General features: G+C 54.4%; 19 protein-coding genes and 1 pseudogene. 7 read left to right on the plus strand and 13 right to left on the minus strand.

Going from position 1 to position 26,462, the window contains the following annotated elements; translation table 11 throughout:
• Positions 1-10: 10 nt before the first annotated feature.
• From DMB82_RS00330 to eat, 3 genes and pseudogenes are all read right to left on the minus strand, one after another.
• Entirely contained in the window at positions 11-1,693 is a 1,683-nt protein-coding gene (locus DMB82_RS00330) for a ShlB/FhaC/HecB family hemolysin secretion/activation protein (protein WP_116163927.1), read from the minus strand.
• 257 nt (positions 1,694-1,950) lie between these two features.
• Positions 1,951-2,558: pseudogene (locus DMB82_RS00335) on the minus strand (aminotransferase class III-fold pyridoxal phosphate-dependent enzyme); the annotation flags it as partial.
• A gap of 113 nt (positions 2,559-2,671) precedes the next feature.
• On the minus strand, positions 2,672-4,033 hold the full coding sequence (gene eat / locus DMB82_RS00340; protein WP_116156622.1) for an ethanolamine permease: 1,362 nt from the start codon (positions 4,031-4,033) through the stop codon (positions 2,672-2,674).
• A 258-nt stretch (positions 4,034-4,291) separates the two neighbouring features.
• Here eat and DMB82_RS00345 point away from each other — a divergent pair, with 258 nt between their 5' ends.
• From DMB82_RS00345 to DMB82_RS00365, 5 genes are all read left to right on the plus strand, one after another.
• Positions 4,292-5,299, plus strand: a complete 1,008-nt coding sequence (locus tag DMB82_RS00345; protein ID WP_102118108.1) for a phosphotransferase enzyme family protein — start codon at positions 4,292-4,294, stop codon at positions 5,297-5,299.
• Between the two features lie 172 nt (positions 5,300-5,471).
• Positions 5,472-6,530, plus strand: coding sequence for an AraC-like transcriptional regulator QhpR (gene qhpR, locus DMB82_RS00350; RefSeq protein ID WP_102118109.1), 1,059 nt, complete (start codon positions 5,472-5,474; stop codon positions 6,528-6,530).
• A 348-nt stretch (positions 6,531-6,878) separates the two neighbouring features.
• A complete protein-coding gene (locus tag DMB82_RS00355) occupies positions 6,879-8,030 on the plus strand; it encodes a diguanylate cyclase domain-containing protein (RefSeq protein ID WP_102118110.1) in 1,152 nt (383 codons plus the stop codon).
• A 319-nt stretch (positions 8,031-8,349) separates the two neighbouring features.
• Positions 8,350-9,642 (plus strand): dicarboxylate/amino acid:cation symporter, encoded by a 1,293-nt coding sequence (locus DMB82_RS00360; RefSeq protein WP_102118111.1) that lies wholly within the window; start codon positions 8,350-8,352, stop codon positions 9,640-9,642.
• Between the two features lie 361 nt (positions 9,643-10,003).
• Positions 10,004-11,521, plus strand: a complete 1,518-nt coding sequence (locus tag DMB82_RS00365) for a M16 family metallopeptidase (RefSeq protein WP_116163929.1) — start codon at positions 10,004-10,006, stop codon at positions 11,519-11,521.
• A gap of 80 nt (positions 11,522-11,601) precedes the next feature.
• Here the strand turns inward: DMB82_RS00365 and kdgK are convergent, their stop codons facing one another.
• Together kdgK and yhjD are read right to left on the minus strand one after the other, a co-directional pair.
• Entirely contained in the window at positions 11,602-12,534 is a 933-nt protein-coding gene (kdgK, locus tag DMB82_RS00370; protein WP_102118113.1) for a 2-dehydro-3-deoxygluconokinase, read from the minus strand.
• Between the two features lie 167 nt (positions 12,535-12,701).
• Positions 12,702-13,718, minus strand: a complete 1,017-nt coding sequence (yhjD, locus tag DMB82_RS00375) for an inner membrane protein YhjD (protein WP_102118114.1) — start codon at positions 13,716-13,718, stop codon at positions 12,702-12,704.
• Positions 13,719-13,836: 118 nt separating this feature from the next.
• On the opposite strand from yhjD, the gene DMB82_RS00380 reads away from it, so the two are divergent.
• Positions 13,837-15,033, plus strand: coding sequence for an MFS transporter (locus DMB82_RS00380; protein WP_116163931.1), 1,197 nt, complete (start codon positions 13,837-13,839; stop codon positions 15,031-15,033).
• Positions 15,034-15,130: 97 nt separating this feature from the next.
• Here DMB82_RS00380 and DMB82_RS00385 read toward each other — a convergent pair whose 3' ends face one another.
• From DMB82_RS00385 to DMB82_RS00415, 7 genes are all read right to left on the minus strand, one after another.
• Positions 15,131-15,844: a DUF2931 family protein gene (locus DMB82_RS00385; RefSeq protein ID WP_228400025.1), complete on the minus strand. Its 714-nt coding sequence runs from the start codon at positions 15,842-15,844 to the stop codon at positions 15,131-15,133.
• A 143-nt stretch (positions 15,845-15,987) separates the two neighbouring features.
• Positions 15,988-16,698, minus strand: a complete 711-nt coding sequence (locus DMB82_RS00390) for a DUF2931 family protein (protein ID WP_228400026.1) — start codon at positions 16,696-16,698, stop codon at positions 15,988-15,990.
• A complete protein-coding gene (locus tag DMB82_RS00395) occupies positions 16,695-18,689 on the minus strand; it encodes a T6SS phospholipase effector Tle1-like catalytic domain-containing protein (protein WP_116163933.1) in 1,995 nt (664 codons plus the stop codon). Before DMB82_RS00395 ends, DMB82_RS00390 begins: the two co-directional genes overlap by 4 nt.
• Positions 18,689-19,486, minus strand: coding sequence for a DUF4123 domain-containing protein (locus DMB82_RS00400; RefSeq protein WP_040032747.1), 798 nt, complete (start codon positions 19,484-19,486; stop codon positions 18,689-18,691). Before DMB82_RS00400 ends, DMB82_RS00395 begins: the two co-directional genes overlap by 1 nt.
• Positions 19,483-21,510 (minus strand): type VI secretion system Vgr family protein, encoded by a 2,028-nt coding sequence (locus tag DMB82_RS00405; protein ID WP_228400027.1) that lies wholly within the window; start codon positions 21,508-21,510, stop codon positions 19,483-19,485. Before DMB82_RS00405 ends, DMB82_RS00400 begins: the two co-directional genes overlap by 4 nt.
• A 489-nt stretch (positions 21,511-21,999) precedes the next feature.
• Entirely contained in the window at positions 22,000-22,566 is a 567-nt protein-coding gene (locus tag DMB82_RS00410; RefSeq protein WP_102118116.1) for a DcrB family lipoprotein, read from the minus strand.
• A gap of 187 nt (positions 22,567-22,753) precedes the next feature.
• A complete protein-coding gene (locus DMB82_RS00415) occupies positions 22,754-23,431 on the minus strand; it encodes a 7-cyano-7-deazaguanine/7-aminomethyl-7-deazaguanine transporter (protein ID WP_116164041.1) in 678 nt (225 codons plus the stop codon).
• A 233-nt stretch (positions 23,432-23,664) separates the two neighbouring features.
• Between DMB82_RS00415 and tusA the strand changes: the two genes are divergently transcribed.
• On the plus strand, positions 23,665-23,907 hold the full coding sequence (tusA, locus tag DMB82_RS00420; RefSeq protein WP_116164043.1) for a sulfurtransferase TusA: 243 nt from the start codon (positions 23,665-23,667) through the stop codon (positions 23,905-23,907).
• A gap of 137 nt (positions 23,908-24,044) precedes the next feature.
• Here the strand turns inward: tusA and DMB82_RS00425 are convergent, their stop codons facing one another.
• Complete coding sequence (locus DMB82_RS00425) at positions 24,045-26,399, minus strand: zinc/cadmium/mercury/lead-transporting ATPase (protein ID WP_116164045.1); 2,355 nt, start codon at positions 26,397-26,399, stop codon at positions 24,045-24,047.
• Positions 26,400-26,462 lie beyond the last annotated feature (63 nt).

Here is a 26,462-nt window from a genome sequence, read left to right on the forward strand (position 1 = left end):
GAATCAATGCTTAATCAAAAAGTGCTGTAACGGGGAGGGAGGCGTTCCAGTAAACGACGGCGTTATCGGGATGGAGATCGTCCGGGAAATGCAGCGGCACACCGAGCGACACGGATTGGCTTACCCAACGTGAAGACGCGGACAGACCAACGGAAGCGCCGGTCATATTGCCGCCATCGACTTTGCCGGTTTTCCCGGCGATCCATCCGCTATCCACTGCCGTTGTGAGCGCGATATCGCCCAGGAACGGCAGCGTGGCGAATTGCCAGTTCACTTCGTTACGCCAGTAGAAACCCCGATTGCCGGTCAGCGTTTGTTCCTTAAAGCCCCGCACGGAATACTCGCCGCCGAGCGAGACGCGTTCGCTGGTATACAGGTTGTCCGGCGTGGTTTGGCCGTAGAGGGAGGTCAGGAAGGTCAGCGAAGGTGCAAGCGGGTAGAAATAGCTGCTGCTGACGCTAAATTTACGGAACTCGCTGCGTGGCAGGCCACTGTTTTCCTTTGTGTCATCCGTCGCGCCCCAGCTCCTCAAGCCGTGGCTTAGCATCGGGTTGAGCGTAAAATATCCACCTGCCAGCGTGGTGCTGTAGCTGAGTCCAATACTGGCGCTGCTGACCGTAGGGCTGCTGACTTCAAGGCGTTCGCCTGCCATGCGGTTCTCGGTGCGTCGACGAGAAAGCGCGCTATCCAGCGCCAGCTTTTGCTTCCCATCCCGATAGAGCGTTCTGTTGAGGTTGAGTCGATGGGTATTGCTTTGGCCTTCATAGCGATACGCGCTGCTGCCAATCGGGATCGGCTGGAAAAAGTCGTTCCAGGCGTATTGATAGCCGAGTGTCCAGTAGCCATAAGGCAAGGACATCCCGCCCGATAAGGCTTTGCTGCCGTAGCGATGGTTGAATGCGCTATCACGGCTGGCGGTGAGCCACCAGCGGTCAGCGAGTCGCAGCGGGTTATCGAGCGTGAGATGAGTGGAAAGTTGTTCGCGGCCCGTGCTTTTTTGTCCGCTGTTGTCCGTGCTGAGAGACAAGGCCACAGGGCGGGATTTTGTGGTGCGTTTTAGATAAACAATCGAACTTCCGGCTTGTTTTCCCGGCTGAATATCAATCGCCACCTGTTGCGAAGGCAGGCGATTAATCTGTTCCATCCCTTGTTCGATATCGCGCAGATTAAGAATACGTCCTTCCAGCCCGGGGAATGCCATCTTGATTGCCAGTGGTGTTTCCCCTTCCATGCGGATGGCTTCTATTTTTCCCTCGCTGACGCTGATGATGAGCGTGCCGCCGGAGAGGTCTTGCTCCTGTAAATAGGCCTGACTGGTGACAAAGCCGTGATTGAGGTAGGTGTTGGTGGTTTCCCTCACGACGTTATGGATGGTGGCTAAATCAAGGCAGCGATTTTGGTAGCGTTGCTGGAGAGCGGTCCGATCTTTCGTCGAGAGAGTGTTTGCACCGTGAAAGACAATGCTTTGGATGGGGAAGCAGACGGCATCCTTTGCTGCTGATGCTGTGACCGTGGGTATCGTTAAGGTGGTGCTGTTTTCCAACGATAAACGCTGCTGCTTGGCCTGCTCTAATAATGCTTTTTGCTGGAGCTCCAGCGCATCTCGATCCGTTGGGCTGATGGCAGTGGCGGCAAAGGTTGAGCTGCTGACGCTCAAAAAAATAAGGCTTATAAAAGAAAGGGTTTTACACAAAATGAACGCAATCCTTACGTTGATTTACATTTTGCGCTTATATACACAAATGCCATATTCCGTGGCTAGGTAAAATCAATGGCCAGTAGAAATTCGACAGAATGCATTGAGAAACTCAATTCATGAGAATAAAAATGATAGTCATTATCATTTTTATATAGATAGAAAGGTAACTATATCGTAAGTCAGAGTAATTTTTATATTTATCATAGGGTTTCCGCTGCGATGGAAACCCTATGAGGAGGAAGAGATCGAAATCAAGTACGCGTTAGCGCCCCCAGACAGTCATCCAGTGCGCCGACCAGCCAGTCGATATCTTGTTTCTGGAATGCCAGCGGCGGACGCAGTTTAAGCACGTTGCCATAAGGACCCGCCACGGACGTCAGTACGCCGTTGTCGCGTAGCGCTTCCGTTAGATTCAGCGCCAGTGCTTTATCCGGCGTTTTGTTCTCTCTGTCACTCACCAGCTCAAACCCGATGAATAGCCCAGCACCGCGCACGTTGCCTACACTGGCGTATTTTTCTTGAAGAGTAGTGAGTTCCGCCAGCAACTGTGCACCCACGATGCGGCTGTGTTCCTGAAGCTGCTCATCGTGAATCACCTTCAGCACCGCCTGTGCCGCGGTCATCGCCACCGGATTCCCACCGAACGTATTGAAGTAGGGGATCTGGTCGCTGAAGGCGGCGAGTACGTCGCTTTTTGCCAGCAGCCCAGATCCGGTGCATTGACCCGATAGGCATCCGGTGGTGGAACCAGCTGCGTGGTCGCCGCCAACGGCTGGCCGCTGCCCAATGCAGGTGAGACGCCGGAGGTCAGATCGCTGGTGCCGTGGTAGGCTTCACGCGTCACGATCACACCTGTGCCTATACATCGAGGTATTTCTTGCCGTCGGCATGTTCGGCGCGGAAGCTGTTGGTATCCATGATGGTTGAACGTGTTGACATACTCTCTCCCGTTATAAAATGTGCGCCGCAGTGTTAGTTGGCATCGGCGACAAGCGGCTCGAGCAGATGTTCCCGTCGTGCTTTGGTCGTCAGGAAATAGAGGTAGCCGAGCAGCATAAAGGTGCAGAACAGCCCCCCGATCACTGGGTTGAACCAGAGCATCGCAATCAGGCAGATGATGGCGCAGACGAGTGCGAACGCGGGGACGATAGGGTAACCGGGGGCACGATAGCTGCGTGCCATATTGGGGGCGCTACGGCGCAGGCGGAACAGGCTTAACATGCTCATGATGTACATGACGATGGCGCCAAAAACCGCCATGGTAATCATCGCTGCCGTCAGGTTCATGCCCTGTAGGTTAATCCCGTCGCAGAAGATGGCGGCAATCCCGATTGCGCCACCAGCCAGAATGGCGCGGTGTGGGGTGTGGAAGCGGGACAGCTTGGCAAGCCCCGGCGGAAGATAGCCTGCGCGCGCCAGTGCGAAGAACTGGCGAGAATAGCCCAAAATAATGCCGTGGAAGCTGGCGATAAGACCGAACAGACCAATCCACACCAGCATGTGCATCCAGTTGGAGTTTTCCCCGACGATGAGTTTCATTGCCTGTGGCAAAGGATCGTTGAGGTCGGAGAGCTGACGCCAGTCACCCACGCCGCCAGCCATCACCATCACGCCAATTGCCAGCACCACCAGCGTCAGGATGCCGCTCACGTAGGCGCGTGGGATGGTGCGTTTCGGATCTTTCGCCTCCTCGGCAGCCATTGCTGCGCCTTCGATGGCGAGGAAAAACCAGATGGCGAACGGTATCGCTGCAAACATACCGGAAATGGCCGCGGGTGAAAATTCATGTTGTCCCGCCCAACCGTGTGCCACGAAATTACTCAGGCTAAAGCCTGGCGCAACCACACCCATAAACACCAGCAGTTCCATGACGGCCAGCAGCGTGACTACCAGCTCAAACATCGCCGCCAGCTTCACGCCGAGAATGTTCAGGCTCATAAAGATAAGGTATGCGCCAACGGCCGCGAATTTGGGATTCAACTCAGGGTATTGCACGTTCAGATAGGCACCAATCGCCATTGAAATGGCTGGTGGTGCGAAAACAAATTCAATCAGCGTGGCCATACCAGCAATCAGGCCACCCAGATCGCCGAACGCGAGTCGGCTATAGGCAAAAGGGCCGCCAGCATGGGGGATCGCCGTAGTGAGTTCGGTAAAGCTAAAAATAAAACAGGTGTACATGGCGGCAATGAACAGCGTCGTGACTAAAAATCCCAACGTGCCAGCGACACCCCAGCCGTAGCTCCAGCCAAAATATTCACCAGAAATTACCAGTCCTACCGCGATACCCCACAAATGCAGGGTGCCCAGCGTGGGCGTTAATTTGCTCGTCATCACATTATCCCCGTCAGTCTGCTCATGGTTATTCAGGGCCAGTACGGCAACCCCTGTTGGCTTGTGTAGCGATAATGCCCACGCTTGTTGGTGGAAAACTTGACGCTGGCGCATCGAATGCTGCGCGCTGAAGTCAACTTTTACGGTGGGTATCGCGCCTGCGCCTTCTGGGGTCAAACTGGGGTTCTGGTGCGTCAAGTTTCTCTGTACGACACACGCCATGCTGAACGCTCGTTGAGTCGCGTCGGAGTGGGAACCATGAGTGCTAAACAATATGACACCTTAAATAATTCAGAAATTACCTCGCTGGCGCACCGTGCGCTTGCTTGCTACCCAGCGGCGCTACAAGGCGAAGTGCGGCTGCTGTGCCGCTCGGAAAATGCGACGTTTCTTGTTTCGTCGGCAGGTAAGCGTTATGCACTGCGACTACATCGTAGCCACTATCACCAGAAAGCAGAGATTGAAAGCGAGCTGCTGTGGCTGGATGCGCTGCGAGAGACGGGCATTGCCGTGCCGGAAGCGGTTCGTAATGTGGACGGGGAGCGTGTGCAGTCACTGGGTTTATCCGACGGTTCCTGTCGCTATGCCGTGCTGTTTCACTGGATTGACGGCGAGATGCCGACCACCCGCATTGATCCGCGAGCGTTCCAGCAACTGGGCGAGATCACTGCTCGCCTGCACCAACATAGCCGCCAGTGGCAGAAACCTGACGGTTTCCAGCGTATTGTCTGGGATCATCACACGATGGTCAGCGCGCAGAGTCATTGGGGAAACTGGCGTGACGCGCCGAACCTATCGCATGGCGAACACGGTATTGTCGAAGAGGCCATCGGGCGTATGGGGGCGGAAATGGCGGAATTTGGCAAATCGCCGCACCGCTACGGGTTGATTCATGCCGACCTGCGCCTGACCAATCTGCTCCTGCATCGCGGCGAAACGCGAGTTATCGATTTTGATGACTGCGGTATGGGGTGGTATCTGCACGATCTGGCCGCGGCGATCAGCTTTGTCGAGCACCATCCGCGTGCGGCGGAGTGGGTTGAAAACTGGCTGTGTGGTTATGAACGTGTGGCGCACGTCAGCGATGAGGAATTGGCGCTGTTGCCGACGCTGTTGATCCAGCGGCGCATCCAGCTTACGGCGTGGGTAGGGTCGCACGCAGAAACCGAGATGGCGCAGAGTCTTGGGCCAGACTGGGCAAAACACAGCGTGCGCCTGTGTCGGCGCTATCTGGAAACCAGCGATCTGCCGATTGGCGTGGCCTGAATGCACCACGGACGGGCAGCGTGCGCTATCGTAATGCCTGCTCGTCCCACAAGAGATTTGTAACCCATTGATTTCGCTTCCTCACGCTCTGGTATGAAACTTGCTGGTATGAAGTCTGCTGATCGTTTCATGGCCCGTTGGCGGGTTGTGTGATACGGCGAGGTGAAAGGCAATGGAAAACGTGACGTACTCTTCGGCGCTGAATGCGGCGTTCTCCCGCAACTGTGGCGTGCTGGCGGCGGCGGCAACCGGACTCGGCGACTTTATCCATGATAATGGCGGTGATGCCGATCGTATATTCGGCATCAGCGGCGTCGATCCCGAGCAGCTCGCCAGCCCGACGCTCAGTCTGGGGCTGGTGAACTATTGCCGTGTGATGGAGGAAGCCGCGCGTAATTCAGGCGTTGATAATTTCGGTTTACGCTACGGCAAGCAGTTTAAACCGCAGTCATTAGGCCTGATCGGCTATATCGGTTTATGTTCGGATACGCTGGAGCAGGCGCTGCACAATGTGGTGAAGGCGTTTCCCTGCCATCAGCACGACACGCTGACGCGCATGGTGGATAAAGGCGACTGCTGGCGGCTGGATTACCAGGTTCGGCACGGCGCTATTCTGCATCGTCGGCAGGATGCTGAACTGACGCTGGGTATGCTGCTCAACCTGATTCGCCATGTCTTGGGCAAGCACTGGGCGCCGCGCGAAGTGCATTTTGAGCATCCGCGACCTGAAATGTGGCATGAGCATTGTAAGGTGTTCGATGCACCAGTTTATTTCGACCAACCCTATAACTCTCTGCTTATGCCCAAACACCAACTGGTCCGTACTATGCCGGATCGCGATATGACATTGCTGTTGGTGATGCAAGATGCGATTCGCCGTCTGAATGAGACGTCACCGCAGCAAAGTATTGTCGATCAGGTGCGTACGCAGGTTCATCTGTTATTGATGCAGAAAGAGCCGACGCTGGAAGAGGTGGCGGAGAAGGTGGGGTTGTCCAGTTGGTCGCTCCAGCGTCGTCTGCGGGAGGAGGGGCTCAGTTTCTCTCTGCTGGTAGACAAACTGCGCTGTGAAATGGCGACGCACTATCTTCAACAGAAGCAACTACCGATTTCGGAAATGGCGCTGTTGCTCGGCTATTCCGAGGTGAGCGCCTTTTCCCGTGCATTCCGTCGCTGGTTTGGCATTAGCCCGCGCCAGTGGCGTAAAGGTGAAGCCCTCAACGTTTCCTGATGCTGTCACTTAAAGTCCGCCTCAGGCAGGCGAGAATCCTGCCCGATTCTTCAGTCTGCTCCCCGAATAGCGCGGGGGATATCCCCTATTTTGAGGCCGCGTTACTGCTGCTAGCCTAGGATTAAGATGAAATCCCCCGAACATCAACAGAAAACAGCATTAAGGCGACGATAAGCTGCCTTATACTATTTGCCGCGTATCAATCGTGTTGCTGTGTGTAACGCGTGCGCATTTTTCGCGTTGTATATTGCTCACCTGTTTGTGGTTTGGTGGGTCAGGCATCTAGGTTTGTATAAAGGTTGACGGAGAAAGCGCTTGCGGCTCAGACGTTCATTAACGATTAAACAGATGACAGCCGTGTCTGCCGTGGCACTGGTAACGATCAGCCTGTTTATCGTCATACAGCTCTTTCACTTCGTTCATCAGCGCCGTGAAGATTATGCCAAGCAGTTGGAGAGTATCGCCTATTCCGTGCGTCAACCGCTGACGGATGCGGTGTTACAAGGGGAAGTGCAGCGGGCGGGCAATATTCTGGACAGCTTATTACCCGTTGCCTTTCTGAGCCGGGCAGATGTGCTGCTGCCGGATGATTTCCAGACGCTGCACGCGAATTTCCCGAAAGAGCGCCCAGTGCCGGATTGGATCGCGCGAGTCTTTAAGTTACCAATTCGCATTTCTATTCCGCTTTATTCACCGCCACAGACGCAGTATTCGGCTCCGCTGGCGCATCTGGTGTTGCAGGCGGATTCCTACCGGATGTATCAATTTATCGTCAGCACTTTTTCAACCATGCTGGCGACGTATCTGCTGCTGGCGTTGATTATGTCGATCGCCATTACTTGGTGCATTAACCGCCTGCTGATACACCCGCTGCGTGGGATTATTGTCGAGTTACAGAATCTACCGCCAGACGACATGCTCCACCGTCCGCTTACGCTGCCGTCCTGGCATCAGGATGATGAGCTGGGCGCGCTGGTGCGCAGCTATAACCGCAATCAACAGTTGCTGGTGCAGTCGCTTTCTGCCAGAACGGAAGGGGCGGGGTTGCCGGACAACGCGCACTTTATGCGACGCCTTGAACAGCGTCTGGCCGACGCGACACCGTTCAGTCTGATGGTGTTCGGGCTGGATTCCTCTGCTGGCAAACAGGATAAGGTAGACACGCTAGCGAAGCAGCTCAGCGCAGTGATTGAAGAACAGAACGAGGCTGGGCTCATCTATCTGGCGCGTCTCGACTGTGATGAGTTCGCTATCATCGGGAAGCAACTGCAATCCGCCGGACAGGCACAATATTGGGCACAGAATGTGATGCTGGCGATTAATTCACCTTTTTTGCCTGCGGGCTCCCAGCCTGCGCGGGCTGTCAGCGTGGGTATCCTCACTATTACCGATCCTCGACCCGAAGACGCGGCGCTGCTTTTATCACAGGCACGTTTTGCTATGCAGCTGGCGCGGCGTGATAAAAAATCCGGGATTCATCCTCTTACGGTGCCTTCCTGAGTATTTGCAGGTAACGTAAATGTTACTTTTCATAGAAAGGTTTCCTGAACGGCACATTCCCCGTATGACGGGGGTTTGAGGGTTTTTCAAGGCAATATTTCTGCCGAAAAAATGTGCATCTGTTACAGGTAAATTGCACTGATGTTTCTTTATAATTCCTGCTGACGTGATTCAGCTCTTGTTTTTAACCTGTTGTTCACAAACTAAACTTATAAAACATTCTCAGCTTGTTATTGCAATGTTACTTTTCGGCGCAATCACAGGCGGCATTTTCGTACCCTATTCCCCTCCTGTGTTTTCCCCACCATAGGACGTATGTATGAAAACATCAATTTTTAAAAGTCTTTATTTTCAAGTTCTTGCTGCCATTACAATAGGGATACTGTTGGGGCATTTCTACCCCCAGCTTGGTGAGCAAATGAAGCCGCTGGGCGATGGGTTTGTTAAATTAATTAAAATGATTATTGCGCCGGTTATCTTCTGTACGGTAGTAACTGGTATTGCAGGCATGGAAAGTATGAAGTCGGTCGGTCGTACTGGCGCGGTCGCCCTGCTGTATTTTGAAGTCGTGAGTACGATTGCGCTGATTATCGGCCTGATCGTGGTCAACGTGGTGCAACCTGGCGTGGGCATGAACATCGATCCAAGTACGCTTGATGCGTCTGCGGTGGCAGTTTATACCCAACAGGCTTCGCAACAGGGTCTGATTCCGTTCCTGATGGACGTGATTCCGGGGAGCGTGGTCGGTGCGTTTGCCAGCGGTAATATCTTGCAGGTTCTGCTGTTTGCTGTGATGTTCGGCTTTGCGCTGCACCGCTTAGGGCCAAAAGGCAAAGTGATTTTTGACGTGATCGATAGCTTCTCCAAGGTCATTTTCGGCGTCATTAACATGATCATGAAACTGGCTCCGCTGGGTGCGTTCGGTGCAATGGCCTTCACCATCGGTAAATATGGTGTCGGTACGCTGATACAGCTGGGACAACTGATCGCTTGCTTCTACATCACCTGTGTACTGTTCGTGTTCCTGGTGCTGGGCAGCATTGCCAGAGCGACGGGCTTCAGCATCTTCAAATTCATTCGCTACATCCGTGAAGAACTGCTGATCGTACTGGGCACATCCTCTTCTGAATCCGTGCTGCCACGTATGCTGGAGAAGATGGAGAAGGTCGGTTGTAAAAAATCCGTCGTGGGTCTGGTGATTCCTACCGGCTACTCGTTCAACCTGGATGGCACCTCCATCTATCTGACGATGGCGGCGGTATTTATCGCTCAGGCGACTAACAGCCACATGGATATCTGGCACCAGATTACGCTGCTGGTGGTGCTGCTGCTGTCTTCTAAAGGCGCAGCGGGCGTGACGGGAAGTGGATTCATCGTGCTGGCGGCAACGCTGTCTGCCGTAGGCCACCTGCCTGTTGCCGGTCTGGCGTTGATTCTGGGTATTGACCGCTTTATGTCAGAAGCCCGTGCGCTGACTAACCTGATTGGTAACGGTGTGGCGACCATCGTGGTAGCAAAATACTGCCGCGAGCTGGATGAGAAGAAACTGGATGCTGAGCTGTCTGGCACCAACAAAAACGATAACGCAGCCACACCGACTGCACAGTCATAATTCCAACGTGTAGTCATCATTCCGGTATCGTTTTCTAAATCAATTCCCCACGGCGCTAACGCTCTGTGGGGAATTTTTTTGTCTGCCAACATATCGAACCAAACTGTTTCCCTTCCTTTTCTTGCTCGCCAAGAAACGTAAAAATATTGTTAAATATGACTATTTTTTCCTTTTTTGCGGATTATTTCGCCTCTTGAGGTGACATAGACAAAAGCGCGCTGTCCAAGGGAATGGTACACTTCGCGTCTTCAATTTTTTCCGTGATATATCCACGAGAGTGTGCGGTGGCAGACGCAAGGCCACTATAATGATCAACAATAACCACATTTATTATGTTGGATAGCTATGAGTAGGGGTTCACATGCAGGGCACCAAAAAGGCGCTTTTCGTTGGTGGTTTGTTGCTGGCCGTGGTCAGCAACGGCGTGCAGGCTGAAGCACTACAGCCCGATCCTGCCTGGCAGCAGGGTAAGCTTGATAATGGTTTTACCTGGCAGTTATTAACCACGCCACAGCGCCCCAGTGATCGGGTTGAACTGCGTCTGGTTGTTAATGCTGGGTCGCTGCTGGAAAACGCCCAGCAGGTAGGCTTTGCCCATTTTCTTCCCCGTCTGGCCTTAGCGCCCGGCGATAAGCTGTCCGCCGCTCAGCGACCTTCCATGTGGATGCGGGACGCTAACAGCTCACGCGTCTTGCCTCCGGTCATTGTCTCGTACGACTTCACGTCGTATAACCTGAGTTTGCCGAATAATCGCCCCGAACTGCTGAAAGAAGCGCTGACGTGGCTTTCGGAAAGCGCAGGGCAGATGACGTTTGACGAAAAACGCCTACAGGCTGCGTTGAAGGTGCCCGATCAGGTGGCAACCTTTCCAGTTAACCCACAGGATCCGAGCTGGCGCTATCGCCTGAAAGGCTCACCCTTGCTGGCGCACGATCCTGCTCAGGACGTCAAACCGCCGTTGAATGGCGAGCAGCTCCAGCAGTTTTATAAAACCTGGTACACGCCAGATGCGATGACGCTCTACATCGTCGGTCATGTGGATAACCGCAGCGTGATCGAGCAGATCGGGAAAGTCTTCTCCCCGCTGGAAGGGAAACGTGAATCACCCGCGCCGTTGCCGACACTGAGCCCGCTACCGCCGCAGGCGATCAGCCTGATGAATAACAACGTCCAGCAGGATACGCTGTCGTTGATGTGGGATGCCCCGTGGCACCCGATTCGTGAATCGCAGGCGCTGGTTCGCTACTGGCTGGGTGATATGACGCGGGAGGCGATGTTCTGGCACCTACAGCAGGTGCTGGAGAAGAGCTCGCTGAAGAGCAATAACCTCCGCTTCGACTGCAATGTGTTTTATACCCGTTCTCAGTGTGCGATTCATATGGATGTACCGAATAGCGACGGTGTTGAACCGGGCGTGACGTTTATGGCACGTGAGCTGGCGACGCTGCGTGAAAAAGGGCTGACACAGCAAGAGTTTGATGCACTGATTGCGCGCAAGACGGACGAGCTGAACAAGCTGTTTGCGACCTATGCGCGTACCAGCACGGACATCCTGATGGATCAGCGGCTGCGCTCTCAGCAGAATGGCGTCGTAGATATTTCTCCCGAGCAGTATCAGAAACTGCGCCAGACCTATTTGTCCGCGTTGACGCTCGATATGCTGAATCAGGAACTGCACCAGCAGCTGGTACAGGATACAACGCTGATGTTGATCCAACAGCCCGGTGAACCGGAAGCGAATATGAAGGCGTTGCAAGAAGCGTATAACCGGATTATGACGCCGGTGGCCGAACCGGTTGCCCGCGCTGGGGCAGCGGCATCTGAAGGCGCAGTTTCCGAAGAAACAAAACCGCAGGAAACGGCGCCCACCGCACAGTAAGTCATTAATCAGTAAATCTTTAATCAGCAAATAGTAAAGGCCGCGATTGCGGCCTTTACTATTACCACGCTACGTACGGTTTACGCAGGCATTGCCTCAAGCGGGATAATCGCGCCACGGTATTGAATGACCGTGCTGGCCGTCAGGTGGCCGCGCTGTGCGGCTTCCTGCGTGCTGCCGCCGTTCAGACGTACTGCCAGATAACCTGCGCTGAAAGAGTCGCCTGCGGCGGTGGTATCGACCACTTTCTCTTTTGGCAATTTGATCGCGGGAACATCAACCAGCTCTTGTCCGCGTTCAGACACGATGCAGGAATCAGCACCGCGTTTGATGACCACTTCGTTAACGCCCAAACCGTGCGTCCGATCCAGCACCGTTTCCAGTGGCTTCGTGCCCCACAGCATGTCTTCGTCATCCAGTGTCAGGAAAGCGATATCGGTACAGGACAGGATATCGGTGTAGGCCTGCTGCGTTTCTTCCTTGCTCTGCCACAGACGTGGGCGATAGTTGTTATCAAAAATCACTTTACCGCCGTTGGCGCGGCAGGCGCGCAGCAGGGCGAGGAGACGCTGACGGCTTTCGGCGTTCAGAATCGCCAGACTGATGCCGCTCAGGTAGAGATAGTCAAATTGTGCTAGCGATTGACCGATTTTTTCTGCTTCTGGGCTGTCCAGCCAGTAGCGGGCCGCTGCATCATTACGCCAATAGTAGAATGTACGCTCGCCGCTATCGTCGGTTTCAATGAAGTATAAACCGGGTAATTTGTTGTCCAGTCGCTGAATCAGGTCGGTTTTCACCCCTTCTTTTTGCCAGGCAGCCACCATCTCGGTACTGAAGCTATCGGTGCCGAGTGCGGTCACGTAATGCACACCCAGCTTATCGGCGTTTACCTGGCGGGCAATGTAAACGGCAGTGTTCAGCGTATCGCCGCCAAATCCACGGTTAAGATCCGTGCCCTTCTGCGACAGTTCGATCATGCATTCGCCGATTACGGCAATGTTAGTAGTTGTCATCACTTTTGGCCTGTTTGAAAAGGTACCCTGCACCTGATGTTATTGGGGATAAAAAATGCGGAAATTAACGTCAGTCTCAACATTACGCGAGACTGAGTCAATAGCCTTGAAACGATGTTTTATTTTTTCATGACGCAGATCGGAAAACCAGTGCTTTCACGCTGCTTTTAGCGATCGGAGGACGGTTCTTTTTCTTGCTCATTCTTATCCGTCGAGGTGTCGCCTTTGTAGTTCGCCGTTGCGATCCAGGCAGCGCAGAAGAGCGTCAGACGCGCGAAGAAATAGAAGAACGCCATCAGGCCAATGACCGAACCGAACGCGGCACCGGAAGGGGAGCTGGCCAGTTTAGGCAGCGCGACGGTCATCGCGAACTTGATCACTTCAAAGCCCACGGCGGCGATTAGCGTGCCGCGAAAGAGCGCTTTTCGCTTGGGTTTATGGCGCGGTAAAACGAAAAATATCCACAGGAATAACAGATAGTTGGCGAAGATGGAGATGGACAGGGCAATCAGTGTCAACGCGGGGCGCAACCACTCGATGCCATCGAGCCCCAGCGCGTTCACAATCATGTTTTGCGCGGTGCCGGCAACAGAGGTCAGGAAAAGCGTAATAATGAGCGCAATGACCAGGCCGATCAGCGACAGGAAATCCCGCGTGTACTGAAAGTAAATCTTCTCTTCATCTTTCGGGTTTCGTTCCCACACGTCGCGCGACTGGGCGCGAATCGCTTCACGCAGGTTTCCCATCCAACTGATGCCGGAATAGAGTGCGATCAGTAACCCAGTAAGCCCCACGGTGGTACGCTGCTGCACGGCGGTGTTAACGGTACTTTTCAGCGTATTGGCCAGGTTAGGATCGCTGATGCTGTTGACGATACGGTTAATCAGCCCCGTCAGCAGGTCAGGGTTGGAGGCCAGCACGAAACCCACGGCGGCAAAAGACACCATGAGAATCGGGATCAGCGACAGAAAGGAAAAGTAGGTAATCGCTGCGCCAAACTGGTTGCCCATCCGATCGTTGAAACGTTCGCCCGCGCGAATCAGGTGCGCCACGCTGGGAATGGCCTGAATACGTGCGATCAGGCGTTTGCTTTTGCCAAGCAACGAGTGCGGTTTCTGCGGTGACGCGTTTTTCTCTGGCGTTGAGGATGTTGACTGACGATCCGGATCTGCCGGTACAGGCATTGCGTTTCTCCTGTGTTCGGGATTATAAGTTTGATTATAACCAACAATATAAGAATGTTACTTTTCGATGTTTTTCTGAACGTACGTCATACACGGACGTTAAGCGAGTGAATTTTCCATGCCAACACCTTCCCCATCCGAACCGGCGCTGAGCGGTCTGCGCCTTAATCTGCGCATCGTTTCGATTGTGGTGTTCAACTTCGCCAGCTATCTGAATATCGGCCTGCCGTTGGCGGTGCTTCCAGGGTATGTGCACGATCACCTTGGCTACAGTGCATTCTGGGCCGGGCTGGTGATCAGCCTACAGTACTTCTCCACGCTACTGAGCCGGCCGTACGCAGGTCGCCGCGCCGATGAAAAAGGACCGAAGAAAATCGTCGTCTGGGGATTAGCTGGCGTCATGCTGAGCGGAGTGTTTTACCTGCTGGCCGCCTTTAGCGACGCCTCGCCTGCAATCACGCTGCTGTTGTTGTGTCTTGGGCGTATTGTGCTCGGCGCCGGACAGAGCTTTGCCGGTACAGGTGCAACGCTCTGGGGCGTCGGTGTGGTCGGCTCTCGACACATCGGGCGCGTGATTTCATGGAACGGTATTGCGACTTACGGCGCGATGGCAATTGGCGCACCGCTCGGCGTCTGGCTCAACCATATCGGTGGGCTAAAACTGCTTTCCGTATGCATTATCCTGATCGCAGCCGTGGCGATTGTCCTCGCGCTGCCGCGCCCCACGGTGCAGGTCGCGCCGGGGAAAAAGATTCCCTTCCGCGAAGTGCTGGGGAAAGTCTGGGTTTACGGCATTATTCTGGCGATCGCCTCTGCGGGTTTTGGTGTGATTGCGACCTTCATCACGCTGTTTTATGCCGATCGGAATTGGGAAGGTGCGGCGCTGACGCTGACCATTTTCAGCTGTGCCTTTGTCGGTGCACGGTTGGTGTTTCCTAACAGTATTCAGCGGTTTGGCGGGCTGCGTGTAGCGATGGCGTGCTTTGTGGTTGAGATCGTGGGGTTGCTGTTGGTCTGGGGTGCGACGCAGCCGCTGATGGCGGAAGTCGGTGCGTTTCTCGCGGGGGCAGGTTTCTCTCTGGTGTTCCCGGCATTAGGCGTTGTCGCCGTTCAGGCCGTATCGCCGCAGAATCAGGGTAGCGCGTTGGCAACCTATACGATATTTCTCGATTTATCGCTGGGCATCGTCGGGCCGGTAGCGGGCGTGCTGATGGCCTATACCGGTATCGCCTCTATTTATCTGGCGGCGGCTCTGCTGGGGCTAGGCGGTCTGGCACTGACATGGCGACTGACCCAGCGCACGGTAGAAGACTAGGGCAAGCCATAATAAAATACCTGAACATTGTGCCTCCATATTGCCAGAAGGCAACGCAACAGGCCCTCGTCCAACCTGTTGCGTTAGTGACATCGTGTTATTTAATCGGCTGTTGATCGGTTTTAGGCTGGTTGGCGCGGTAGGCATCCATGATCGGTGCCCAGTCCATGCCTAATGGGACAGGGTACTGTTTAAACAGTTCGCCGTACTCTTTGTCAAAGTTTTGAAGCGTTACCGTATATTGACTCACGCCGATTGGAAATTTTTTATCATACCAATTGTCAGTGACCTCTTCGGCAATGCCACGGGCAAGCAAGAGGTCTGGACTAACGCCAAGCCCACGCCCCATCAAGACCACCTCATAATAACCGCCGGGGGCCAGACCAAAATAAAGCCGGTTACGTTGGTCAATGCGCTCGCCAATCTGATAACGCTGCTGCATTTGTTGTGCTAAATTTGCAGGTAAATCAACCGTGATTCGGTACCGCTTACGATCGTAAAAGGACACCATTTCTATCACGGCTTTGTCAGGAACAACAACGCCTTCGGTAGGTAATCCTCCCCCTCCTGCCCAATAGTAACGTTTGCCTGTGATCCGATCACTCAGCAGCCCACCCGCTCCACCGCCCGCTTCACGATCGGCATAAATAAGTTTTCCACCACGATAAAATTCCGTTCGCGTATTGTTAGTGATATCAATATTGCTGCCAGTGCCATAACGCCAGTTAACCGGAGTTCTGACATTTGGGCTTGAGCAGGCGGCCAGCGAAATGCATAACCCCACCGCTATAATAAAATATTTAAACATCATGCCTCCAAATTGCCGATTAACTGCCGCCGTTCCTTGCTGACGGTGGTTTCCTGTTTGTGGGTTCCCGCTGGACTGGATATGCCCTGGTTGCCAGAAGGCAACGCAACAGACCCTCGTCCAACCTGTTGCGTAGTGACATCGTGTTATTTAATCGGCTGTTGATCGGTTTTAGGCTGCTTAGCGCGGTAGGCATCCATAATCGGTGCCCAGTCCATACCTAATGGGATAGGGTGCTGTTTAAACAGTTCACCGTACTCTTTGTCAAAGTTCTGGAGAGTCACCGTGTATTGGCTCACGCCGATTGGGAATTTTTTATCATACCAATTGTCAGTGACCTCTCCGGCAATACCTCGGGCAAGCAAGAGGTCTGGACTGACGCCAAGTCCACGCCCCATCAATACCACCTCATAATACCCGCCGGGAGCCAGACCAAAATAGAGCCGATTTCGTTGATCAGTGCGTTCGCCAACTTGGTAGCGCTGTTGCATTTGCTGGACTAAATTTGCCGGTAGATCAACCGTGATTCGGTACCGCTTACGATCATAGAGGGACACCATTTCGACCACTGCGTGATCGGGAACCGCCATTCCTTCTACAGGCAAACCACCACCGCCGGCCCAGTAATAACGTTTTTCCGTAATCCGTTTTACACTGGCACCAGGGCCTACTCCGCCCCCAGGATAGCCGCCAATAAATGCCCCAGTACGATAAAACTCAACGTTGGTCGTCCACGTTTCATCAATATTACTGCCCGTACCATAACGCCAGTTAACCGGAGTTCTGACATGTGGACTTGAGCAAGCGGCCAGCGAAATGCATAGCCCCACGACCATGATAAAATACCTGAACATCATGCCTCCTGATTACCGATGATATGCCGCCGTTCTTTGCTGACGGTGGTTTCCTGTTGGTGGGTTCCCGCCGGACTGGATATCCCCTGGTTACTGGCACTGCGGTGTACATAGTCACGACGTAGCGCCCGATAAACCTCGGGAGAAAGCTGCTGACTCAGGTTCTTTATCACGCCCTGCTCGGTTGCTGCCAATGCCCAGAGTTGATCCAATTTAGCCAGATTAACCGCTGGCAATTTGATGGCTCCAGATTCAAGAAGATGCCCGTTTATTGTGGGATCCCACACCTTAAACGGCACCCCAGCAGAACGTCCGGCCTCCACCATCATATGTAACGGGATACGCGAGTATTCCCCTTCTACCACGCGGTTCATCACCACCTCCACATACACGGCCTTTTTCGGCCATACATCATCCTTACCGCGCTTGCGGATAAACGAATAGGGGATCAAACTGATTGCCCCCACGGGGGGCGTGGCCGCACGCGGTAAATGCGGGTGAAGCCGATCCACCCAGCCCTGCGCGATCTTCTCTTCGGCATAGGCTTTCGCCTGACGGTAGGCGCGACTTTCCGTCTCCGGCGTAGTCGTCGCTTCTTCGCTCATAAAGCGCTCCAGTTCAAGGCACTCGGTTAGCGCTGGGTCACTGTTCGGGTTACGCAGGCTCCAGCGGCTGTAATACCCGCCGCCGATATCTGAGTGTGCACCCGGCAGCGCCAGTTCGGTAAAATGCGCGGGGATGCTGGTACCAATCGCCGTAGGCGTGATGCGTGTTAAGGGGAAGTGCTTGCGCACCTCATCCAGTGCGGTTAAATGCACCACCCGTTCGGCGCAGTCATCCTGCAAACGGATGTTGAGACTGGGATGATACGATGAAGCCACCGTATCAAAAATCCCGACAAAGGTGATACGCACATCGTCACGACTGGCCCAGTCAAATCCGGCTTTCAGGCGGATGGTGCTGGTTTTGTCCACCGCTTGCACCAGCGGGTGATCGGCCTTTTGGTCGATCACGTTAACAAAATGGCGTGCCGCCGCCGCCCCACGGCTAAAGCCAAACACATCGAAGACAATACGGTGGATGCAGTCGATGTTAGAAAGAGCCTCCTTCAGATCATCATCTATCGCTTGTACGATAGACTGTTCGCAGGCCTGATTCACCTTGCCAACGATAGAGGTATTTTCACTGCCAAAGTCCAGATCCAGCCCTTTTGTCAGCATATTGTCCGATCGGTACTCCTGGCCCTCGTTTCCTGCAACCGGATCGCGCGTACCAATGCCGCTGATATAAGCATGCGCACTTAACGTTTCGCCACCGACGTTAAACTGCTCATAGAGTTTCCAGACATTGGTTTTATCGTTCGCCGCACTGTCACTCACCGGAAGCCGCCCCATCTGGCAGCCGCGTAGCTCTTTCTCCCGCTGTACTGGGTCGGAACAGGTTTCGGCCAGCCATTGCTCCACTTTTTTAAGGCCGGATTCGGCGTTATAGGTGTTATTCCCCGTACCGTCGAAGAACACACCAATGCGTAACACGTTGATCGGGTAACCTTTGACTTCGATAACGTAGGAATGTTTGGTAAATAGGCGAACCTTGCCGGCTTTTCCTTCCTGATGCGCCTCTGGCAACGGGTGTTCAGGCGCGGTCAGGCACAGGTCACCCGTGGTCGCTTTAATATGTTCCCGTGGAGTTTCCTCATGCCCGATCTTCTCTGTTACATAGGCGGGCACGGCACTTTGCCCTTCCTTCAAGGCCTCACGGGATTGCGCCGCCTTGAGCCAGGGTTGCGTCTCCAGTTTGACCGTTATCGGGCCAACGGCAAAACCGCGCACCAGCGTCGGCCCGTCGTTAAGCTTCACCGTTTCAGACTTGCCAGTATCGTCGGTCAGTGTCGCTTTTAGCCCTTTAAACGAACGATTGTGTTCATCACGAACATCAATCTCTATCCAGCAATCGTAATGTTCGCAGGGGATACAGTAAGGATCGGCTGCCATTAGTTAACTCCTGTTAATTCATTATGCTGCACCATCCAGTGGTTGACCTGCGCGAATTCAGCTTCGGTCAGCATCAGCGGCGCTCGAATACTCTCCAGAGGAAGCCCGACTTGTAAGGTCAAGGCTCCAGCTACCACTCCATCGAGCACGTCTTCCTGAAGCTTCTCCGCATTGGCTTGCCTGAGAACGGACAAAATAGCCCCGGCCGGATCGGGATGACGTGCCATCATGCTCGTCATGGTCTGCCACAGACGCCGACGAAGAATATAGGCATGACGATCCTCGTCATACAACGCCGCCAGATGAGGCGGACGAATGTGAAACCAGGGAGTTTTTAACGCGGGATGAAATGGCGTATCGGGATTTCGTGTAAACCCGGTGTCGTTGATCCAGAGTCCAGTGCACGGACCCAGGACGGCATCTTGCTCTGCTGGGCTCATGGCGCAGAGCATCGGCAGGAAGATTTGGGGTTCAGAGAAACGAAACCAGACCGCCTCTCCTTCACGGATAGCCAATATCAGGCTTTGCCAATGGCGGCGAACGACGTCTGTCGACTGTTCGCTGACCAGATAAAAACCACTCAGTGCTGGAGAATCCGACACGAATGCAGGTGAAGGGTTAGACAACAGCCAGGGACCAAGTGCCACTTGTTCGTCAAATTCTGTCCCCGCAAAGAGGGGGAAAGCTTCACCCTGGCTGAGTTCATAGAAACGGGATACCGCCGCGCGATCTAACGCGCCGTCGACAATAGCAAAGAGGGTGCCGCTATGCTGTGCTTGCCACGTATTCAGACTCATGCTTTGCCTCCCTTCGCAAGGGGGCAAGGTTTGACCAACGGTGACATCGATTCCATGCTTTTATGAATGGCGGGTGCAGGTAATGTCGCGGGTGGAGCAAGGGGGACGGCAACACCGCCCGGCAGAATAGGGCTCTGTCCGGCCCAACCCGAACCACTACCCGCGCTGCCCCCTGAGTTAATATTGATCGCTGGACCAACGATGCTCACGCCGCTGGGATCGATCTTCACGAAGCTTCCCCCGACTTTCAGCGTCAGCTCCGCGCCCGCTTCAAGAACCACCTTAGCCCCCGCTTTTACATGCACTTCCTGTCCGGCCTCAACCAGCAAAGCCTGTCCCAGTTTCTGGTGCATTGAGGCATCAACGGTCAGCGAGTAGTCCCCTTTAATGTGGTCACGTTTCTCGTTCTCGACCGTCAGGTGGTCGTTTGCTTTGATGCGGGTCACTCGCTCATGATCAATATCCGTATGCGCGTCGTGTTTGATGTGCCAGACGACGTCATTTTCAATAACCGCGTTGAGATCCTTCTGACCGTGAAGGTAAATCTCCTCCTGTCCGGCCTGATCTTCAAAGCGCAGCTCGTTAAACCCTTCTCCCTGATGCGTCTCCGTGCGCAGTACGGTACGTGTCTTGTGGGCTGGCAGGTCATAAGGCGGGCGGTTGGTGGCGTGAAAGGTTCGCCCAGTCACAATCGGCTGATCCGGATCGCCTTCAAGGAAGCTGACGATCACTTCATGCCCGATGCGCGGGATCGCAATCATGCCGTACTGGCCGCCCGCCCAGCCCTGACTGACGCGCACCCAGCAGGAACTCTGGTCGTTACTCGCCCCGTAGCGGTCCCACGGGAATTGCAGTTTTACCCGACCATACTGGTCGCAGTAGATCTCTTCCCCCGTTGGACCGACGACGGTGGCGATTTGCGGGCCGTCCACCATCGGTTTGTAGGGCATGGCGGCACGCCACGTCGTCGTGCCTTTCACCACAGTAAAACTGTTGCTCATGGTCGTCGGTTCGCCGCCGCTTTCCTCTTCCAGCGCCTGCGGCTGTTGCCCGACGTGCGTGACGCTCACTGTCTGCCACACCGCGTTCAGCGCCGCATTCGGGTGTTCCGTCAGCGTAAACGTGTTGCCCGGCATCAGCCCCGCACAGTTGGATTCCCCTTCGCTCGTCACCGCCCCTGAGCGCAGCGCATCCAGCCGGTAACCGCTGAACGCCTTGCCGCTCGGGTCTTGCTTATAGCGCCCCGGATAGTCGTAATGCTGGTAGCTTTCGCGCTGGTGCGACAGTTCGCCGCTCATTTTCTTGTGTGACAGCCCGTAAGCCGGTGTCTTGAAGTTGTAGTCTTTCAGCTCGACGTCCGATGTGCTCACCCGCTCCGCATAGTGGAAGCGTCGAACATATTCGCCCTCACTCAGCCCTTGTGTCGCCAGATTGAAGAACAGCTCGGGGCCTTTGGTCAATGCACCCGCATCGTCGGCAAACACCACGCGGTGCTTACCTTCTTCGTATTCGTGGAAGAAATACATACCCTCCTCGGCGGCCAAGCGGGTGATAAAGGCTAAATCGCTTTCCCGATACTGCACGCAGTATTCGCGGGGTGCGTGGTCGTGGCGCAGTGCAAAGGCGTAGTCGGTAATGCCAGCTTCCTCCAGCAACGTACCGATAATCGCCTCCGGCTTCTGCGCCTGAAAGATGCGGGCATTGGTGCGTAACCCCAGCCGCCACAGCGCCGGACGGACTTCCGCTTGATAGCGCGTGCGCCGGAATCCGGTGTCGCCCTGCGTGAAGCCGCTGATAATCCCGCTGACCCGACGTTTTAGCTCGCCCTCATACCACATCATCAGCTCACACGGCTGGTCCAGCACCGCACCAAAATCGACATCCGGCAACGCGCTCGCCAGACTCAGCGACAGGCTGAAAGGCCGATTCAGCCCTTCATCCAGCCTGAAATCCACCACCGCGAAAGTGCCTGCTTCCAGGGCACCGACCTTTACGGTGAACTGTAATCCTGCACTGTTTGCCACCTGTCCTCTCCTTTTTCCTTCGCCATGGCTACCGCACGCCCCGAGTTTTCCCAGAGCGGCACGTCACTATCCTGATTAAAATAAAAACCTGCGCGGTGGTCTGCATGAGGTTTTCGCGATGAGGTATTCACGCTGGAACGGGCAAATAGAGTGCGGAATGGGGACAATAGAAAAATTGTGAAGACGTTCCCTGTAACATCTGATCCTACCCACCAATCCTTGGCATGAATCCTGTTGCTTAATGAGTCTTCAAAGGATAGCAAGCGAAGTGGGAACTCAATAGTACGAGGAAAGAACTAAAAACAATGTAATCAATTGATTAATATTGAAATAGTTTCATTTTTAAATAAAACACATAGAAAAAGAGCTGATCTTTCTCCCATGTCGGCATAGGTAGAGCGATGCTGTGTTTCTCAGGTTAAAAGCTAAGCTGGCAGGAACCTAAAATCCCCAATGAGCTGGGGATTTATTAAGAGACTGGTGGGGAGATTATTTCAGCTTCAGCGTGTGGATGATGCCTTCAGCTTCGGTCTGTGCCTGCTGCTGATTATCCGCTGGCAGCGTGATCTGCAAGGTCAGTAGTTGGTTTTCCACTTTACCCAGCACGACGGAGGAATAAGCCTGCTGCCCGCTGCTGGTGATAATGCTGTCGAGCTGTTGCAGCTTCTTGCCGTCAACGTCGATGGTCTTGTTGGTAACGACCTGGAGGTTGGCGTCGCGCGTGCGCTGTTGATCTTCCAGACGCTGTGCCAGCACGGTCAACTCTTCCGTGGTGTTGTCGCCAAGAATCACGATGACCGCTTTCTGCCCATTATCATTGGCGTAAACGTGCATGTTGTTCGCCTGCGTACCGACTTTACCGCTTTGATCACGCATATCGGCTGGCAGGGTAAACGCAATCTTACCATTCATTAATTCAATATTCTGACCTGCGCTGGCTTCTGCGGCAGGCTTATCTTGCGCGCCCGATTTTGCAGCGTCATCCGTTTTGCCATCACAGGCAGCAAGCAGGCCGACAAGCAAGCCGACACCGAGGTATTTAATGATATTCGACATGGGATCCCTTTCTCTCGTTTTTGAAACCGATAATCGTTTTAAACAGGTAATAACAGTATGGCACCCTATTCAGATAGCAAAAACAAGCATTTTGTTGTTGCAAACCGTTGTTGTTGCCTGCGTTATTTTTACAAAACGATGAGTGACTTGATGAGAAAAGGCGGCACAAATGGCCGCCTGATTGGCATTAATGGTGGCTGCTGACGGAACGGTAGTCGGCCGAGTCTTTCTGTTCGCTTAGACGTTTAAGCACCATGTTCAGCATGACGCCGTACATCGGCAGGAAGAATGCCAAGCTGATCAGCAGCTTGAAGGCATAATCCACCATCGCAATTTCAACCCAGTTTGCCGCCATGAAGGCATCGGTACTGCGGTAAAACGCAATGAAGAAAAAGGCCAGCGTGTCGCTGAAATTACCAAACACGGTCGACACAGTCGGCGCGATCCACCACGCGCGTTTCTGACGCAGTCGATTAAAGACATGAACATCCAGAATCTGGCCGAGAACATAAGCCATGAAGCTGGCGCAGGCGATACGTGCCACGACGATATTTATCTGATTGAATGCCTCGAACGACTGCCACGATCCCTGATAAAACAGGCTCGACACCAGATAGGAAATGACCAGAGCAGGCACCATCACGGTGAGAATGATACGACGCGCCAGCGGCGCACCGAAAACTCGTACCGTCAGGTCAGTTGCCAGAAAAATAAACGGGAAGGTAAACGCGCCCCAGGTGGTATGAAAACCGAAAATCAATACCGGGAGCTGAACCAGATAATTACTCGACGTAATGATCAGGACATGGAACAACGATAGCCAGATCAGCGCCGTAAGCCGCTGCTGGGGAGTAAAACGATACATAATGTGACCTTTTTGGTTATTGGGGTTAGGGAACCCAAGGGATAACGTGCAGATTTATGCTGCAACGCGGCGGCATAATACGCAATTGTTTCGTTAATGCAATTATTTCGCTACGGGCATGTGTTTTGCCTATAAAAAATGGTTGTTTTATGCGCAAATGTTGTCGTCGCTTGCGTCGGGAAATCCTCAGCGTAAACTAAGGCGGTTTTTTGATTCCTGTACTGAGAACGTTGATGACCGATCCCTTTACCAACCCGGATAAAACCCTTGATGCACAGGGGCTGCGCTGCCCTGAACCTGTAATGATGGTGCGTAAGACGGTACGCCAGATGGAAACTGGGCAAACGCTGCTGATTATTGCCGACGATCCGGCCACCACCCGCGATATTCCCAGTTTTTGCGTGTTCATGGAGCATGAGCTTCTGACACAAGAGACCGAGCAAGTTCCCTATCGTTATCTGCTGCGCAAAGGTTAATAATACTCGGTGCGTTATATCGTTCGTTGACGTGTGTGATTAGGAGAAACACGGGGATGAGGTTCCCGTAGGGAGGCCTCGCCCCGTGGTCGCTCCGTGTATCTCGATCCTTCAACCAACAGCCAGCAACGGTAATATCAGTCCTGTTTTCTCAGCAGCCGCAGCGCGTTGGCGGTGACCAGCGCCGTTGCGCCGGAATCCGCCAGCACGGCGAGCCACAGCCCGGTAATACCCAGAATGCTGGTGACCAGAAAGACGGCTTTCAGCCCCAGCGCGATAGTAATGTTCTGGTGAATATTGCGCTGCGTCGCCCGCGACAGGCTAATTATCGCCGCCAGACCGGTCAGGCGGCTGTGCGTTAAGGCTGCATCGGCCGTCTCCAGCGCCACATCCGTACCGCTTCCCATCGCAATCCCGATCGTTGCGGCTTTCATCGCCGGTGCGTCGTTGATGCCGTCGCCGACCATTGCCACAGGATGCTGCTGACTCAATTCGCTGACTGCCGCGACCTTATCGGCGGGGAGCAGGCTGGCGCGGTAATCGATCCCTAATGTCGCCGCAATCGCCGCCGCCGCGCGGGGATTATCGCCCGTGAGCATGACCCCACGAATCCCCAACTGCTGTAAGGCATCCAGCGCTTCACGCGCATCGTGACGTAGCGTATCGCTCAACGCCAGCACGCCGAGCAGACTATCGTCCTCTTGCACCACCACGACGGTTTTTCCTTCGTTTTCCAGCGCCTCAACCCGCTGTAACCAGTCGGTATCAAGCAAGTCGGACGCGACACGAGTCGGCGCGCTGACCTGAATTCGCTTGCCGCCAATCGTACCTTCCACGCCGACACCCGCCAGCGCTTTGCGATTTTCCGCCATTGGCAGGAACGTGCTGCTGGATCGCGCATGCTGGACAATCGCTTTGGCAAGCGGATGGTGTGAACCGGACTCCACGGCGGCGGTGCGTGTCAGCAGCGCCGTTGCGCTCACGCCTGCGGCGGGCAATACGTCCGTCACCTGCGGTTTGCCTTCTGTCAGCGTGCCCGTTTTATCGAACGCGATAGTCTTGATGCTGCCCAGCGATTCCAGCGCCGCGCCGCCTTTAATCAGCGCTCCACGGCGCGTTGCAGCGGCTAGCCCCGACGTAATCGCCGCAGGCGTTGAGATCACCAGTGCACACGGACAGCCGATTAACAACAGCGTCAGGCCGCGATAAATCCACTCTTGCCACGGCTGCGCCAGCAGCAACGGCGGCACCAGAATCACCAGCAGCGACAGCAGCATGATGGCTGGCGTGTAATAGCGGCTGAATTTATCGAGGAAGCGTTCTATCGGCGCACGGCGCTCTTCCGCTTCTTCGATCAGTTGCAGAATGCGGTCGATCGCGCTGTTGCCCGGCTGTGACACCACGCGCAGTTGCACGACCCGATCGACGCACAGGCTGCCTGCGGCAATTTTCTCACCGGGCGTACGTTCAACGGGAACCGATTCACCGGTCAGCGCGCTTTCATCAAAGCTGGCGTCGCTGTTCAAGAGTTCCGCATCGGCGGGGAGCCGGCCACCGGGGGCGACTTCAATCACGTCACCGGGAACCAGACTGGCGACGGGAACGAGGCGTCGCTGCCCGTTGCCGACGACCGTAGCATCTTCGGGAAGCAGCGCCATCAGCGCCGTTACGCCCCGCCGTGCACGGTTTGCCGCGTAAGATTCCAGATGTTCGCCCAGCATAAACAGCAGCAGGATGACGGTGGCTTCGGTGGTGGCGCCAATCAAGAGCGCCCCGATGGAAGCCACGCTCATCAGTGTTTCAATCGCGAAGGGCGTACCCGTGCGAATGAGCTGCACCGTTTTCTTCAGTATCGGAATCAGCCCGATGATGGTGGTCGCGATAAACGCGATCTGCCCGCCGCGCTCGCTTAGCAGGGAAAGTCCCCAGCTTGCAGCAGCCAGCAGAGTGAAAAGTATTAAGAAACCATATTCATGTACGAAGCGACGTACGGTCGAGGTGTCGGGTGGGGCGAGTGGGAGTGCGGTGTCCTGCAAGATGAAGCCCACTTGCTGAACGGCATGTTGAACCTGGAGTCGAATATCGGTGTTGGCATCAACAACCAGTTTTTCGGTGGCGAACAGCACTTTGGCCTGTTCAATTCCGGTGAGATTTTTTACGGCATTTTCGATTTTACGTGCGCAACTGGGACAATCCATCCCGCTGATTTTCCAACTGAAACGCTGGTGGGATCGGGGCCTGTCGCTGTCTCCGCCGTCGGGGTCGTCTGAATCCGTGCTACCGCCGCTGTCTGACGACGACTGATCTGTACCGCACGTGCTTTGCACTACGGCGTCAGATGTGTGTTTGGTTGAACAGCAGCTGTGGTCGGCGTGGTTCGAATGCTGCGTGTGTTCGTTGCAGCAACTTTTGGCGCGGCGTGGCGCGCGGTGAACGCTGTTATTGCAGCAGGCTGATTTCTCAGTGCTGTGGTTATGCTGATGAGAGTGCATCTCTTCCTCCATTGTTAGTGACTTACATTCTCATCAGGAACTTTACACCGCCGCTTAATGCTT

The organism is Pectobacterium aquaticum, assembly GCF_003382565.3.
Classification (GTDB): Bacteria; Pseudomonadota; Gammaproteobacteria; order Enterobacterales; family Enterobacteriaceae; genus Pectobacterium; species Pectobacterium aquaticum.